Source organism: Marinobacter sp. C1S70 (assembly GCF_000475355.1).
GTDB classification, from domain to species: Bacteria; Pseudomonadota; Gammaproteobacteria; order Pseudomonadales; family Oleiphilaceae; genus Marinobacter; species Marinobacter nauticus.
In genome coordinates this window covers 133,637-146,300 of sequence record NZ_AXBW01000040.1, presented here as the reverse complement: position 1 = coordinate 146,300, position 12,664 = coordinate 133,637, and the positions used below count along the sequence as shown (strand labels likewise).

The window sequence follows — 12,664 nt, the reverse complement described above, 5'->3', positions numbered from 1 at the left end:
TTCAGAAAACCAGGAGTTGATCTTGTCCAAGCATGTCTTTTTCGTAACCTGCCCCAAAGGCGTCGAGTACCTCCTGGCCGATGAATTGAAAGAATTCGGCCTGAACCTTGTGCGGAATGCACCCGCCGGTGTCTGGGTTGAGGGCGAGCTGGAGAACGGCTATCGGGCCTGTCTGTGGTCCCGTTTGGCGAACAGGGTGATTCTGAATGTGGCGGATGTGGATGCCCGGAGCGCCGACGAACTATATGCCGGTGTCGTGGATCTTGACTGGCAGGCCCATATACCCGCGGGGGGGAGCTTCCGGGTAACGTTTCTTGGCCAGAACGAAGCCATCCGGAACACTCAGTTTGGCGCCCAGAAAGTGAAAGATGGCATTGTTGACAGCATTCGGGGTGCCGGTGCACCCAGGCCCTCGGTTGCACCGAAAGACCCGGATGTCACGGTATCGGCGCGGTTGAACCGGGGCCGCTTGTCGTTGGGGATTGATCTGAGTGGCCACAGCCTTCATATGCGGGGCTACCGAACTGAAAAGGGTATCGCGCCCTTGAAAGAAAACCTTGCAGCGGCTTTGCTGCTGCGGGCAGGGTGGCCAGAGATTGCCGCTAACGGTGGTGACTTTGTGGACCCGATGTGCGGTTCCGGTACGCTGGTGGTTGAAGCTGCGTTGATGGCGCTGGACATTGCGCCGGGGCGGAAGCAGGAGCGGTTCGGGTTCGAAAAGTGGCCAGGACACCAGCCCGAGCTCTGGCTGTCGCTGCGCCAGGAAGCGGAGCGTCGGGCCCATGAGGGCAAGCAGGGGCGCATTCCCACTTTTTATGGTTTTGATCAGGATTGTCGCGTGATTGCGACTGCGGAGAAGAACATCCTGCGAGCTGGCCTGGAAGGTATCGTTCGTGTAGAAGCCAGGCCGATCTCCGAATTCACTCGCGAGAATGACTGGAGCGATACTGGGCTGGCGCTGACCAACCCGCCCTACGGTGAGCGGTTGAGTGAGCGCAAGGAGCTGGCGGCCCTGTACCAGAGCCTTGGAGAGGTTGTGGCTCGGGAGCTCACCGGATGGCGCTTGGGGGTGTTCACCGGTGCGCCGGAGTTCGGAAAATCCCTCGGTTTGCGAAGCTTCAAGCAGTACAAGTTGTTCAATGGCAAGCTGCCGGCGCAGCTGTTGCTGTTCGAAGTACAGCCGGAGAATGCCCGCACGCCCCGTGATCCGGCCGCGCCGGGGCAGATTATGCCTCGCATCGCCAACGCCGAACGGGCAGATATGCTGCGTAACCGTCTCAAGAAGAATCTGAAAACGATTGGCCAGTGGGCCAGGAAGCAGAACATTGGCTGTTACCGCCTATACGATGCCGATATGCCGGAATATGCCCTGGCGATCGATATCTACGAGGGGCGGGTACATGTTCAGGAATACCTCGCCCCGAAATCAGTTGACGAAAAGGCAGCCAGAGAGCGCCTTGCCGAAGCCATGGCGGTGATCCCGGAAGTGCTTGAGGTCGCGCCGGAGGATCTGGTGTGCAAGCAACGTCAGCGCCAGACCGGTACCCGGCAATATGAAAAACAGGCGGCGACCGGCGAGTACTTTAACGTGCACGAGCACGGCTGCGCCCTGAAGGTGAACCTGAAAGACTATCTGGATACCGGCCTGTTCCTGGATCATCGCCCGGTACGTTACTGGATCCAGCAACATGCCAGGGGCAAGCGTTTTCTGAACCTGTTCTGTTATACCGGCGCAGCGACCGTGCACGCAGCGGTTGGCGGAGCCAGCCGCACCCTGAGCCTGGACATGTCCAAAACCTACGTCAGCTGGGCTCAGGATAACCTGGCTCTCAACTCGGCAGATCCGCGCAAGCATGTCGTCGAACAGGCAGACTGTCTGGCCTGGCTGGCAGACCGAAAAACCGCGAATCAGACCTTTGATCTGATTTTCATGGACCCGCCCACCTTCTCAAACTCAGCCCGGATGGCTGGCGTTCTCGATATTCAGCGCGATCATGCCGATCTGGTGCGGCAGTGCATGGCACGACTGTCCAGTGATGGCCTGCTGATTTTCTCCAATAACTTCCGTAAGTTCAGGCTGGATGAGGCGCTGGAGTCAGAGTTTGAAGTGAAAGAGGTGAGTGCCAGCACTCTGGACAAGGATTTTCAGCGCAACCCCAAAATCCATCGGTGCTGGCATATCCGGCATCAGAACTCGTAACGGATACCTGAGGAGAACTGGAAGGCATTGGCGCTGGTGTCCGTGTCTTCAAACAGCTTGCCGCCCTCGAAAACCAGGTAGGTGTTATCCATCAGTTCCAGGTCCAGGCCGGCCAGCCAGCTGAAGCTGAAACTGCTGCTCGGGTAATCGCCCTCGATATCCCGAAACTGGGCATTGGCGTCGGCATCCCGGTTGTCGAGGGTTGCCTCCCCGCTGACATGGGTAAAGCCAGCCTGGGCATAGACATTGCCAAGCTCACCGATGGGGTAGTGCAGGCCCATGTACCAGCTGCCGAAGTAGTCGACGGCCAGGCTCAGGTCGCCACGGGAAATCTCGGCGTCTGCCAAGCCGCCCCCCAGCCTCACCTCTGCATGAATCAGGTCGCTCAGGTGGCCGCCAATCACCAGTGTCGCTGCCTGGCCCCAGCCATCCTCGTCGGACTGCCCGATGGAGCGGTGTTCAATGGCTGTCGCCAACAGTCCGACATAGTGTTTATCGGAGCGAGGGGTCTCCTGGCCAAAGGCGGCGCAAGAAAACAGGCCAAGCGCTATCAGGCTGGATGTGAGGAAACGGGGTGTGACCTTGTTCATTATTATCAGGCTTCCTGTCAGTAACGGTACTGACGCCCGATTCTGCCTTGTGTAACGCAATGTTACGCGGACTCATGTCACAGTTCCCCGTGATCAGGGGCCGGACCTCAATCCTCCAGGTAGCCTTCCTCACGGGCCAGCAACAGCAGGGAATATACGCCGTTTTCCGGCAGCTGCGGTTCAAGCCCTTCATCAAAGAGCAACTGCCGGCGGCGGTCTTCCAGTGCTTCGCTGTCCAGGCCGGTAATCAGCTCGGAAATGGGGGCGATTTCAAACGGGGCCTCCTGGCGAACGGCACTGAAGATCAGGTCTATCAGGATTTCGTCCGGATCCAGTCCATCCACGTATACGGTCTGGTCCGGCAGATCCTCGTGCAGCTCCCTGGCCAGTTCCAGCAGGGGGACCCCCTGTTCTTCCAGATACAGCAGGTCTACATCGCCCAGGTCGCCATCTTCGGGCAACCAGGCATCCTCCGGTGCAATTACCACGGTTTTCATCTGGCCGTCTGCAAGGGACCAGGCGATGGCCGTGGGAAACAGGGCGTCGTCGGTCTGGCAGTATTCGATATCCAGAAAGCGGGGTAGTGACACAGTGAACTCCGGAATCTTCGGTGAGTGCTTATGGCGGTGCGCAGCGTACCCGGTAGGAGCCGGCGCGGCTTCATGCCATACTGTAGCCGCCATTATCATGCAATCAGGAAGATCATGGAACACACTGAATTCAATAAAGACTTGATTGAGTTTTTGAATGCCTCGCCGACTCCGTGGCATGCGGTCAATACCATGAAAACGCGTCTTGAAGCAGCGGGATTTCAACCGCTGGACGAGCGCGAAGAATGGTCGTTGCAGCCAGGGCAGGGCTACTACGTAACCCGTAATGGCTCGTCTATTGTTGCCTTTCGTACCGGCACCAAGGATGTGGTCAGTTCCGGCATCCGGATGGTGGGAGCCCATACCGACAGCCCCTGCCTGAAGGTCAAACCGAACCCTGAGATTCGCCGCAAGGGCTTTTTCCAGTTGGGTGTGGAAGTGTATGGGGGCGTATTGCTGAACCCCTGGTTTGACCGGGATCTTTCTTTGGCCGGCCGTGTGACGGTATTGGACGACAACGGCAAAGTACGGGACACCCTGGTGAATTTCCGCAAGCCGGTGGCGATCATTCCGAGCCTGGCCATCCATCTGGACCGGGAGGCGAACAGCAGTCGCACCGTTAATGCCCAGACCGATCTTCCGCCGGTGGTTATGCAGGTACCGGAAACCGATACCACCACCTTTGCCGAGTTGCTGAAACAGCAGATTGCCAAAGAATCCGGGCTGCAGACCAGCAAGATTCTGGGCTATGAGCTGAGTTTTTACGATGCACAGGGTGCAGCTCTGGTGGGGCTGCGTGAAGAGTTCCTGGCCTCCGCACGGCTCGATAATCTGCTCAGTTGTTATATCGGCCTGCAGGCCCTGCTGGAAACCTCTGGTGACGAGCCGGCACTACTGGTCTGCAATGACCATGAGGAAGTGGGCAGTATGTCCGCCGAAGGTGCCCAGGGGCCGTTTCTCACGGCGGTGCTGGACCGCTGGTGTGGCGCCGGGAAAAGCCGTGCCATTGCTCGTTCCATGATGATTTCTGCGGATAACGCCCACGGTATTCATCCAAACTACGCAGACCGACATGATGAGAATCATGGGCCATTGTTGAATCAGGGGCCGGTCATCAAGGTAAACCACAATCAGCGTTACGCCACCAACAGTCGTTCCGCCGCCCTCTATCGCCACATCAGCGATGAACTGGGGTTGCCGCACCAGACATTTGTGGTGCGCAGTGACATGGGGTGTGGCAGCACGATCGGGCCGTTGACCGCGGGAAATCTTGGCGTGACCACGCTGGATATCGGCGTACCCCAGTTTGCCATGCACTCGATTCGTGAAATGATCGGTACACGGGATGGTTATACGCTGTTCCAGGTGTTGCGGGAGTTCATGCAGCGGGCCGAGGTTTTCTGAGGCCCAAAAGAAAAGGCCGCTGATATCTGATCAGCGGCCTTTCGGAATAAGTGGCTCCCCGAGCTGGGCTCGAACCAGCGACAAACGGATTAACAGTCCGTTGCTCTACCAACTGAGCTATCGGGGAACAGCATCAATGTGGCGCGCATATTAAGTACTTTAATCAGGTTCGTCAACCCCCTGAAATGAAAGGTCAAAATTTGCACAGAGCTAAGCTTGAACCCTATCGTCCGCCGGTGTGGTTGCGTAATGGCCACGTCCAGTCGGTATGGCCGACCCTGTTCCGGAAAGTGACCCTGCCGGAACCGGAAACCGACATACTGGCCACCGACGATGACGACGAACTGCATCTGGACTGGTATCGCCAGGGCAGTGACCGGCTGGCGGTGATATCCCATGGGCTGGAAGGCCACAGCCGTAGGCCCTACGTGCTGGGTCTGGCCAGAGCATTGATGGCCGACGGCTGGGATGTGCTGGCATGGAACTTTCGGTCCTGCGGCGGGGTGATGAACCAACAGCCGCGCTTCTATCACAGTGGCGCCACTTCGGATCTGCATGCCGTCGTCAGTCACGCGCTGGGGCGGCGGTATCAGAACCTCTTCCTGTCAGGTTTCAGTATGGGTGGGAATCTCACGCTGCTGTACCTGGGTGAGCAGGGGGAGCATGTGGACAGCCGTATCAGTGGTGCGGTGGCCTACTCGGTGCCTCTGGACCTGGCGGGCAGCGCGGACGTGCTGGCGCGACCCAGCCGGCGTATTTACATGCAACGGTTTTTGACGGATCTGCACCTCAAGATGCGGGAAAAAGCGGACAGATTCCCTGATCTGATTGATGTCACGGGTTTCGAGGAAATCCGAAGTTTTCACGAATTCGATAATCGCTATACGGCACCACTGCATGGATTCCAGGACGCGGCCGACTATTGGGCCCGGTGTTCTGCTCTGTTCCGGTTGAGTGATATCCGGGTGCCAGCTCTGATAGTGAATGCAGCAGATGACCCGTTCCTTTCGGCCCGCTGTTTTCCGGACAGTCGCCGGGTATTGGGACATCACGTCCAGATGGAAATCCCGAAGTGGGGTGGGCATGTGGGGTTTGTCCAACATGCCCGGGACGGTTACTACTGGTCTGAACGCCGAGCTTTAGGGTTTGTCCGGCAGGTAATCTGAGTCGTCAGCTGCTGGCCTGTTTGTTCAGCAGCGGTTCCAGCTTTGGCCAGATGTTATCCAGCAGCCGGGGTTGTGCCTCTTCCGTCGGATGAATGCCATCACCTTGCATCAACCCGTCCTGATCGTAGATACCGTCCAGGAAGAAGGGAACCAGAACGGTATTGTAGCGGTCAGACAGGGTCGGAAAGATATCGGCGAACATGGTGGTGTAGCGCTGGCCGTAGTTAGGCGGGATCTGCATGCCCACCAGCAAAGGGGTGGCGCCGGTATCACGCACCTGTTCGATCATGTTCGCCAGGTTGGATTCGATTACGTTGGGAGGGAAGCCTCGCAAACCATCATTGCCGCCCAGCTCAATGACGACAATGGTTGGGTCGTGGGCTTCCAGCAGGCCTGGCAGGCGCCGCAGGCCACCGTCGGTGGTTTCACCGCTGATGCTGGCGTTTACTACGGTCCAGTCCAGATCCTGGCTCTCGATGCGATCCCGCAGCAGCTCTACCCACGCGGTTTCCGAGGGTACGCCATAGGCGGCACTCAGGCTGTCGCCCAGTACCAGCACCGTGTTCTGGCTGGCCAGAACAGGCAGGGCGATAAGAAGCAGGGCCGAGAGTGCGATTGATCTGACGTACAGCGATATCGTATGCATAGTAAATTCATATACCCTTTACAGATTCAACAATACAGACAACGGAGCAACCGTGAACCAGATGACGGATCTCAGTAAAACCGATAGCAGCCCGATGTTGCGGGTGTCTGATCTAACCCATCGGGTCAGCCTGGAAACCGATACGCTCACGATCTTGCAGGGGGTCAGTCTGGAAATCAATCGGGGAGAGTCCGTAGCCATTGTCGGTCGGTCTGGTTCCGGTAAAACCACGCTGCTTGGGTTGCTTGCTGGCCTGGACACGCCCACCGAAGGTACCGTAGAGCTGGATGGATCGGTAATCAGCAAGCTGAGTGAAGACGAGCGTGCCAAGCTCCGGGCCCGCCGGGTCGGGTTTGTGTTCCAGTCGTTCCAGTTGCTGCCGGCATTAACCGCGCTTGAAAATGTCATGCTGCCGCTGGAATTGGCCGGCATGGAAGCGCCGGAGCAGCGGGCCAGAGAGCTGCTTGAACGGGTCGGCTTGGGTGAACGGCTGAACCATACCCCTCGTCAGTTGTCCGGTGGCGAGCAGCAGCGGGTCGCGATTGCGCGTGCCTTTGCATCCGACCCCGCCATTCTGTTTGCAGATGAGCCCACGGGCAATCTGGATAACCGGACCGGGCAGGCGGTGTCTGACCTGCTGATGGATCTGAACCGGGAGCAGGGCACCACACTGGTGATGGTTACCCATGATGAACACCTTGCCGAACGTTGCGGCCGGCAGCTGCACATCGAGGCGGGCATGCTGACTGAGCCGGATCTGGCCGGGGAGCCGGCACACTGATGGGAGCCTCCAACAAACTCATGTCCGTGAGCCGAGACTGGCGAGAGCGCGATGTTCGTGTGGTGCTGGTTGCGCTGATTATTGCTGTTGCCACCGTAGCCACAATTGCGCTGTTCGCCAGCCAGTTGCAGCGTACCCTGGTATCGTCTGCCAGTTCTTTTCTGGCGGCAGATCGGCAACTGGAAGCCGAGAACGGCCGTCCGATCCCACAGGAATGGTTAGAGAATGCCCAGTCCCGAGGCCTGGAAACCGGGCGCATGGTGGAGTTCTCCACCATGGTCTTCGGAGAAAGCGGATTTCAGCTGGTCTCGGTCAAGGCGGTGAGTGACGAATATCCGTTGCGCGGCGAAATCGAGATCCAGCCCGGTGCTGAAGAGCCGAGACAGATTGTCAGTCAGGGCCCCGGCCCCGGCCAGGTGTGGGTGAATCCACGGTTGCTGCGTCTGCTCGAACTGGACATCGGCGATACTCTGGAAGTCGGCAATCTGAAGCTGGAAATTACTCGCTTGCTGATCCGCGAGCCGGATGGGGGCTTCCGGCTCTCATCATTGGCGCCACGGGTGATGATGCATGTGGATGATGTTGCCGCCACCGGTGTGGTCCAGGAAGGTAGCCGGGTGGAATACGTCTACCTGTTTGCCGGTGACGAAGGTGTGCTTGATGACTACTACCAGTGGCTGGAACCACAGCTGGAGCCCAGTCACGAGTGGGAAGGGGTCAGAGACGGTGAAACCTTCTCGCGCTCCCTGGAGCGGGCCGAACGCTTTCTGCTGCTGGGCGGCAGTCTTGCGGTGTTGCTGGCGGCGGTAGCCGTTGCCGTAGCCAGCCGGCAATACGCTCTGTCTCAGAGGGACACGGTGGCATTGCTGAAAACCCTTGGATTATCCAGCCGGGGCATTGGTGAGCTCTACCTGCGGCGCCTCACTCTGTGGGGTGTCGTCGGTGTGTTGGGCGGTCTGGCGGTGGCGTTGCCGTTGTTCTGGCTGCTGGTGCGCTTGCTCAGTGACGTGCTGGAACGGCCGGTGGATTTTTATCTGGATCCGGCGGCATTAACGCCCGCCTTGCTGACGGCACTGGTTTCTCTATTCGCGTTTGCCTATCCGCCCATTCGCCGCCTGCGTAATGTTCCCGCCATGCGGGTATTACGCTCCCAGCCCGGCGAAACCGGCCGGGAAGCCATTCCGGATATCCTGCTGGCGGTGGTCGCCGTGTTTGGGTTGGTATGGATGTACGCCGGCGAGCTGATGCTGGTGGCCGCACTTTTGGGCGGGCTGGTAGTGCTGCTGGGTGTGCTCGGTCTGCTGGGGTGGGGCATGGTCGCCCTGTTGCGCAGAGTGAAGGGTGGCGGCAACTCCTGGCGCCTGGCCCTGGTGGGCTTATATCGGCACCGTCGTGCCAGTATGGCGCAGATGGCGGTCTTTGCCATGACCCTGATGCTGGCGGCTACGCTGGTGTTGGTGCGTTCCTCGCTGCTGGACGACTGGCAGGCCCAACTGCCGGACGACGCGCCAAACCATTTCCTGATCAACATTGCCCCTGATGCGGTGGATGATGTTGAGGAATTCTGGGCCACTCACGGCGCGCCCCTGGAGACGCTTTATCCGATGGTTCGCGGTCGCCTGACCGAACTCAACGGCGAGCCGGTGAAAGAAGCGGTCAGCAAGGATGAGCGGGTTGGTGCGCTGAACCGGGAGCTGAATCTGACCTGGATGGCGGAGCTGCCGGAAGACAACCGGATTGTGGATGGCCAGTGGTTCGGGCCGGGCGAAACCGAGGGGGTTTCGGTAGAAGCTGAGCTGGCGGAGAAACTCGGTTTGCAGCTGGGTGATCGGCTGACCTTCACCATCGGCTCCAGCAAGGTGACCGAGCCAGTCACGAGTATTCGTACTGTGCAGTGGGACAGCATGAAACCCAATTTCTACATGGCCTTTCCGCCCGATGGCGGTCTGACTGACATGCCCGCCACCTGGATTACCGCGTTCTATCTGAACCCGGACAATAAACTGGCTCTGAACGACTTCTCGCGCCAGTTCCCGACGGTCTCGGTGCTGGAGATAGACCATATCATTGATCGCATCCAGCAGATTGTGCAGCAGGTAACTCAGGCCATTGAGGCAATCCTGGCGCTGATTCTCGCGGCCGCCCTGGTGGTGATGGCAGCGGTTGTCAGTGCCACCCTGCGGGATCGTCAGAGGGAAGGAGCGTTGCTGCGAACCCTGGGCGGCCAGCAGTCGTTGTTGGCACGCAGTACTATGCTGGAATTCGCACTGTTGGGATTCTTTGCCGGTACGCTTGGTGTGATTGCGGCAGAAGGGGCGGTATATGCGCTCCAGGCCGGAATGTTCGAGGGCACTTTCCGCTGGCACTGGCAGGTGATGCTGCCAGTACCGCTGATTGCAGCCATTCTGTTGGCGTTGTTTGGCCGCTGGCAATTACGACCAGTGCTCAGCGTATCGCCGATGCTACTGCTTCGTCGCCTGGAGTGATCGGGTTTTAGCGATAGTTCGAGAGAATGGCGTCGAGTTCGCCATTCTCCTGGATATTTGCCAGCTCCTGGTTGAAGGCCTCGGCAAACGCTTTCCAGTCTTTACGCAGCATGATCCGGAAGCCGAACTGGCTGATTCCTTCCACAGAAGAGCGAAAGTGCTCGGTCAGTCCTTCGTTCCTGAGAATCCATTGCCCGACCAACCGATCCGCAAGCGCTGCGTGAAACTGCTCGCCATGCAGCACAAAGGTGAAAATCTCCCGATCTCTGGAGACGTCAAATCGCTTAATGCGATGATCTTTGAAATAGGGCTCGAGAAAGGGATAGTAGTATCCCAGTGGCGTGACAATCGTCTTGCCGTAGAGGTCTGCGGGGTGTTTGTATTCAAGCTCAGAGCTCTTCGGGAAGAAGAATACTTCCTCCACGTGAACGACCGGGTCGGTAAACAGGAACTTCTCCGGCTCTTCCGTCCACTCTATGGCCCTTGGCGTGCCGTCAATGTAGCCGTCGGCAAGCATAGGGTCTACCCGTTTTCTGGGAATTTTTACCGGTTCCACGTCGTAGCCCAGGCGGGGGACAATCAGGTTTACAACGTCCCACATAATACCGGAGGGCTTGCTGCCATCAACGATCAGATAAGGTGGGTACCCGTTAGGAGAGATGTTGAAGCGGAACACCCGCTCCTGATTGTCCACTTCGGCAGCGGCATTGCCACTGAAAGTGGTTAGCAGGCTCAACAGGATCGCGGTAAAGGAGAGCTTGAAAAGGAGTTTCTTCATGGCGGAACTCTGGATAGGACAGGCCCATACGCTGGTTAGATCGATACCCGGCCAACTCCCTGCCAGAATGCCCGCTAAATATTACCTTCTTACTATTTTATTTCAATCATTGTGAATCTGACTTTAGGCTAACCCCGGCCAGAGAGGGCCGGGGCGAGATATGCCTCCGAGGTATCAGGCCCAGGCGCGACGAAGCACCTCCATGGCATCTTCGTGGCTCACTTCCCGGGGGTTGAACATGATCGAGCCGTCGTCCAGGGCCAGCTTGGCAATGCTTTCCAGCTGATTTTCCAGTACTTTGCCGGTTTCTTTCAACGTCCGGGGCAGTTCGCAGCGCTTGTAGAGGGCATCCCGCAGTTTTCGAATGGCTGAAATACTGGCCTCGGCACGTCGGCTCGCAGGGGTGGCGGAGTAGACGTCCGGACCTTCCAGGTACAGCAGCAACTCGCCCAAAGGCTCCCGAATGCTCTCAAGGTTGAACTCAAGCACATAGGGCAGGTACAGGCTCATGCACAGTCCGTGGGGCAGGTGGCAGATGGCTCCGGTAGCATGTCCCAGAGAGTGGACCAGGCCCACCATGGAGTTGGAAAAGGCAATGCCCGCCATGGTTGACGCCTGAGCCAGTTCCAGTCGGCCATCACTGTCTTTCGGATTATCCATGACTGAAAGCAGGGATTGGCTCACCTTCTTGACTGCTGCCGTGGCGTACGCGTCGCTCAGGGGGTTTTTGGCCATGCAGGTGAACGCTTCCGTAGCATGGGTGAGCGCGTCCATAGCGGTGGCTGCCGTAATGTGGGGCGGCAGGGTCAGGGTCATACGCGGGTCGATGATGGCCGCGTTCGGCAGCAGGAATGATGAGGTAAACGGCAGTTTTACGCCTTTTTTCTCATCGGTGATGACCGCCACCGAGGTCACTTCGGAACCAGTACCTGCGGTGGTAGGTACAACAAAGAACGGCTTGAGGGGATGCTTGAGAACTCCGGCACCACTGTATTTGGCAATATTGTCGCCGCCTTCAGACACCAGAATATTCACCGCCTTGCCGGTATCAATGGCGGAGCCTCCGCCCACTGCAATGATCGAGTCGCACTTTTCCTTACGGTAAACGCCGGCAATGTCTTTCACCACCGAGGTGGAGGAATCCGGCGGCACATCGTCGTAGATGGAGACAATTTCCAGTCCGCTTTCTTCGCAAGCGGCAATCACCGGGTCGAGCAGGCCCGCCGCGCGCACCCCTTTATCGGTCACAATCATGGGCCGTTTGGCTGCCAGGCCTGTCAGTTCATAGGGAATGTGCTCCAGCGCGGCTTTACCGGCAATCACTTTTACCGGGCAGAAGAACTCGTAGAATTTGTTGGTCATTATGCTCTCACTGTCTCGACGAATTGGGTGGCGACTTTCAGATAAATACGGGCGGCGCTGATGAGCTTTTCGGGCAGTTTGATGGTTGTCGGATATTCCTTGACTGCCCTCTCGGCGATCAGCCGGGGCAGGATGAACGATTCCAGTCGGTTGAGAACCCGTGTCATCCGCACCGCGTAACTCACATCGCCATCCACCAGCATGCGGTCGTTGGCAAAGGCAACGGAGGTCTTCTCCTGAAACGACAGTACCAGGAAGGCATGGGCGATATGCTTGAACTGGATCGAGAGGTCAACGGGGCGTGGAGCTTCATCCCCGTGGAAGAGCAATTTACCGTTGCCGGTGTGCTCAACGATGAGTTTTGGCCCGTTGGGCATAACCTGCATCTCGAACAGGAAGCCCTCCGGCAGTTCGCAGGTTTCGTTGCGGGTGGCTTCATCCACCTCGCTGATTGCCTGCAGTGCGCGCCCCATCACCTGGAACATGAGCTCAACATAGCTGCGTCGTGCGTGGGACATCATTGGCTGAAGTCGTTTTACGATCATGGTCGCCATCCGATTGTTGTTGGTTAATCTGATTTTTAGAGTTATTGCTCTAGAAGTCAATGCAATCGTTGACGCGGTTTTTGTGTCAGGTCAGCAAATGTGACAACCATAAAAAA

The 12,664-nt window shown here is 58.0% G+C and carries 11 protein-coding genes and 1 tRNA gene; 5 read left to right on the top strand and 7 right to left on the bottom strand.

Annotated elements, in window-relative coordinates; genetic code table 11:
- Positions 1–22 precede the first annotated feature (22 nt).
- On the top strand, positions 23–2,200 hold the full coding sequence (rlmKL, locus tag Q669_RS12735) for a bifunctional 23S rRNA (guanine(2069)-N(7))-methyltransferase RlmK/23S rRNA (guanine(2445)-N(2))-methyltransferase RlmL (RefSeq protein WP_022992550.1): 2,178 nt from the start codon (positions 23–25) through the stop codon (positions 2,198–2,200).
- Here rlmKL and Q669_RS12730 read toward each other — a convergent pair.
- Both Q669_RS12730 and Q669_RS12725 read right to left on the bottom strand, forming a co-directional pair.
- The gene (locus Q669_RS12730; RefSeq protein WP_022992549.1) at positions 2,188–2,790 is read right to left on the bottom strand and encodes an outer membrane beta-barrel protein; all 603 of its coding nucleotides are present in this window, start codon (positions 2,788–2,790) and stop codon (positions 2,188–2,190) included. The genes rlmKL and Q669_RS12730 overlap by 13 nt on opposite strands.
- 107 nt (positions 2,791–2,897) lie before the next feature.
- Entirely contained in the window at positions 2,898–3,380 is a 483-nt protein-coding gene (locus Q669_RS12725; RefSeq protein ID WP_014421807.1) for a hypothetical protein, read from the bottom strand.
- 114 nt (positions 3,381–3,494) lie between these two features.
- On the opposite strand from Q669_RS12725, the gene Q669_RS12720 reads away from it, so the two are divergent.
- On the top strand, positions 3,495–4,784 hold the full coding sequence (locus Q669_RS12720) for a M18 family aminopeptidase (RefSeq protein WP_022992548.1): 1,290 nt from the start codon (positions 3,495–3,497) through the stop codon (positions 4,782–4,784).
- A 51-nt stretch (positions 4,785–4,835) separates the two neighbouring features.
- Here Q669_RS12720 and Q669_RS12715 read toward each other — a convergent pair.
- A tRNA-Asn gene (locus Q669_RS12715) sits at positions 4,836–4,911 on the bottom strand.
- Positions 4,912–4,984: 73 nt separating this feature from the next.
- Between Q669_RS12715 and Q669_RS12710 the strand changes: the two genes are divergently transcribed.
- A complete protein-coding gene (locus Q669_RS12710; RefSeq protein WP_227499530.1) occupies positions 4,985–5,950 on the top strand; it encodes a YheT family hydrolase in 966 nt (321 codons plus the stop codon).
- Positions 5,951–5,954: 4 nt separating this feature from the next.
- Here Q669_RS12710 and Q669_RS12705 read toward each other — a convergent pair whose 3' ends face one another.
- Positions 5,955–6,596 carry an arylesterase gene (locus Q669_RS12705; protein WP_022992546.1) on the bottom strand — a complete coding sequence of 214 codons (642 nt, stop codon included), beginning with the start codon at positions 6,594–6,596 and terminating at the stop codon, positions 5,955–5,957.
- A gap of 61 nt (positions 6,597–6,657) precedes the next feature.
- On the opposite strand from Q669_RS12705, the gene Q669_RS12700 reads away from it, so the two are divergent.
- Positions 6,658–7,377, top strand: a complete 720-nt coding sequence (locus tag Q669_RS12700; RefSeq protein ID WP_081698857.1) for an ABC transporter ATP-binding protein — start codon at positions 6,658–6,660, stop codon at positions 7,375–7,377.
- Entirely contained in the window at positions 7,377–9,863 is a 2,487-nt protein-coding gene (locus tag Q669_RS12695; protein ID WP_022992544.1) for an ABC transporter permease, read from the top strand. The genes Q669_RS12700 and Q669_RS12695 overlap by 1 nt, the downstream gene beginning before the upstream one ends.
- Before the next feature lie 7 nt (positions 9,864–9,870).
- Here Q669_RS12695 and Q669_RS12690 read toward each other — a convergent pair whose 3' ends face one another.
- From Q669_RS12690 to Q669_RS12680, 3 genes are all read right to left on the bottom strand, one after another.
- On the bottom strand, positions 9,871–10,641 hold the full coding sequence (locus tag Q669_RS12690; protein ID WP_011784557.1) for a substrate-binding periplasmic protein: 771 nt from the start codon (positions 10,639–10,641) through the stop codon (positions 9,871–9,873).
- A 174-nt stretch (positions 10,642–10,815) separates the two neighbouring features.
- Positions 10,816–12,003 carry an iron-containing alcohol dehydrogenase gene (locus Q669_RS12685; RefSeq protein ID WP_022992543.1) on the bottom strand — a complete coding sequence of 396 codons (1,188 nt, stop codon included), beginning with the start codon at positions 12,001–12,003 and terminating at the stop codon, positions 10,816–10,818.
- Entirely contained in the window at positions 12,003–12,548 is a 546-nt protein-coding gene (locus tag Q669_RS12680) for a hypothetical protein (protein WP_031211289.1), read from the bottom strand. The genes Q669_RS12685 and Q669_RS12680 overlap by 1 nt, the downstream gene beginning before the upstream one ends.
- Positions 12,549–12,664: the final 116 nt, after the last annotated feature.

Bases quoted from the DNA above. Each gene is read 5' to 3' on its own strand.
- Q669_RS12730 (WP_022992549.1), bottom strand. From the start codon at position 2,790: ATGAACAAGGTCACACCCCGTTTCCTCACATCCAGCCTGATAGCGCTT.
- Q669_RS12720 (WP_022992548.1), top strand. From the start codon at position 3,495: ATGGAACACACTGAATTCAATAAAGACTTGATTGAGTTTTTGAATGCC.
- Q669_RS12705 (WP_022992546.1), bottom strand. From the start codon at position 6,596: ATGCATACGATATCGCTGTACGTCAGATCAATCGCACTCTCGGCCCTG.
- Q669_RS12700 (WP_081698857.1), top strand. From the start codon at position 6,658: ATGACGGATCTCAGTAAAACCGATAGCAGCCCGATGTTGCGGGTGTCT.
- Q669_RS12695 (WP_022992544.1), top strand. From the start codon at position 7,377: ATGGGAGCCTCCAACAAACTCATGTCCGTGAGCCGAGACTGGCGAGAG.
- Q669_RS12690 (WP_011784557.1), bottom strand. From the start codon at position 10,641: ATGAAGAAACTCCTTTTCAAGCTCTCCTTTACCGCGATCCTGTTGAGC.
- Q669_RS12685 (WP_022992543.1), bottom strand. From the start codon at position 12,003: ATGACCAACAAATTCTACGAGTTCTTCTGCCCGGTAAAAGTGATTGCC.
- Q669_RS12680 (WP_031211289.1), bottom strand. From the start codon at position 12,548: ATGATCGTAAAACGACTTCAGCCAATGATGTCCCACGCACGACGCAGC.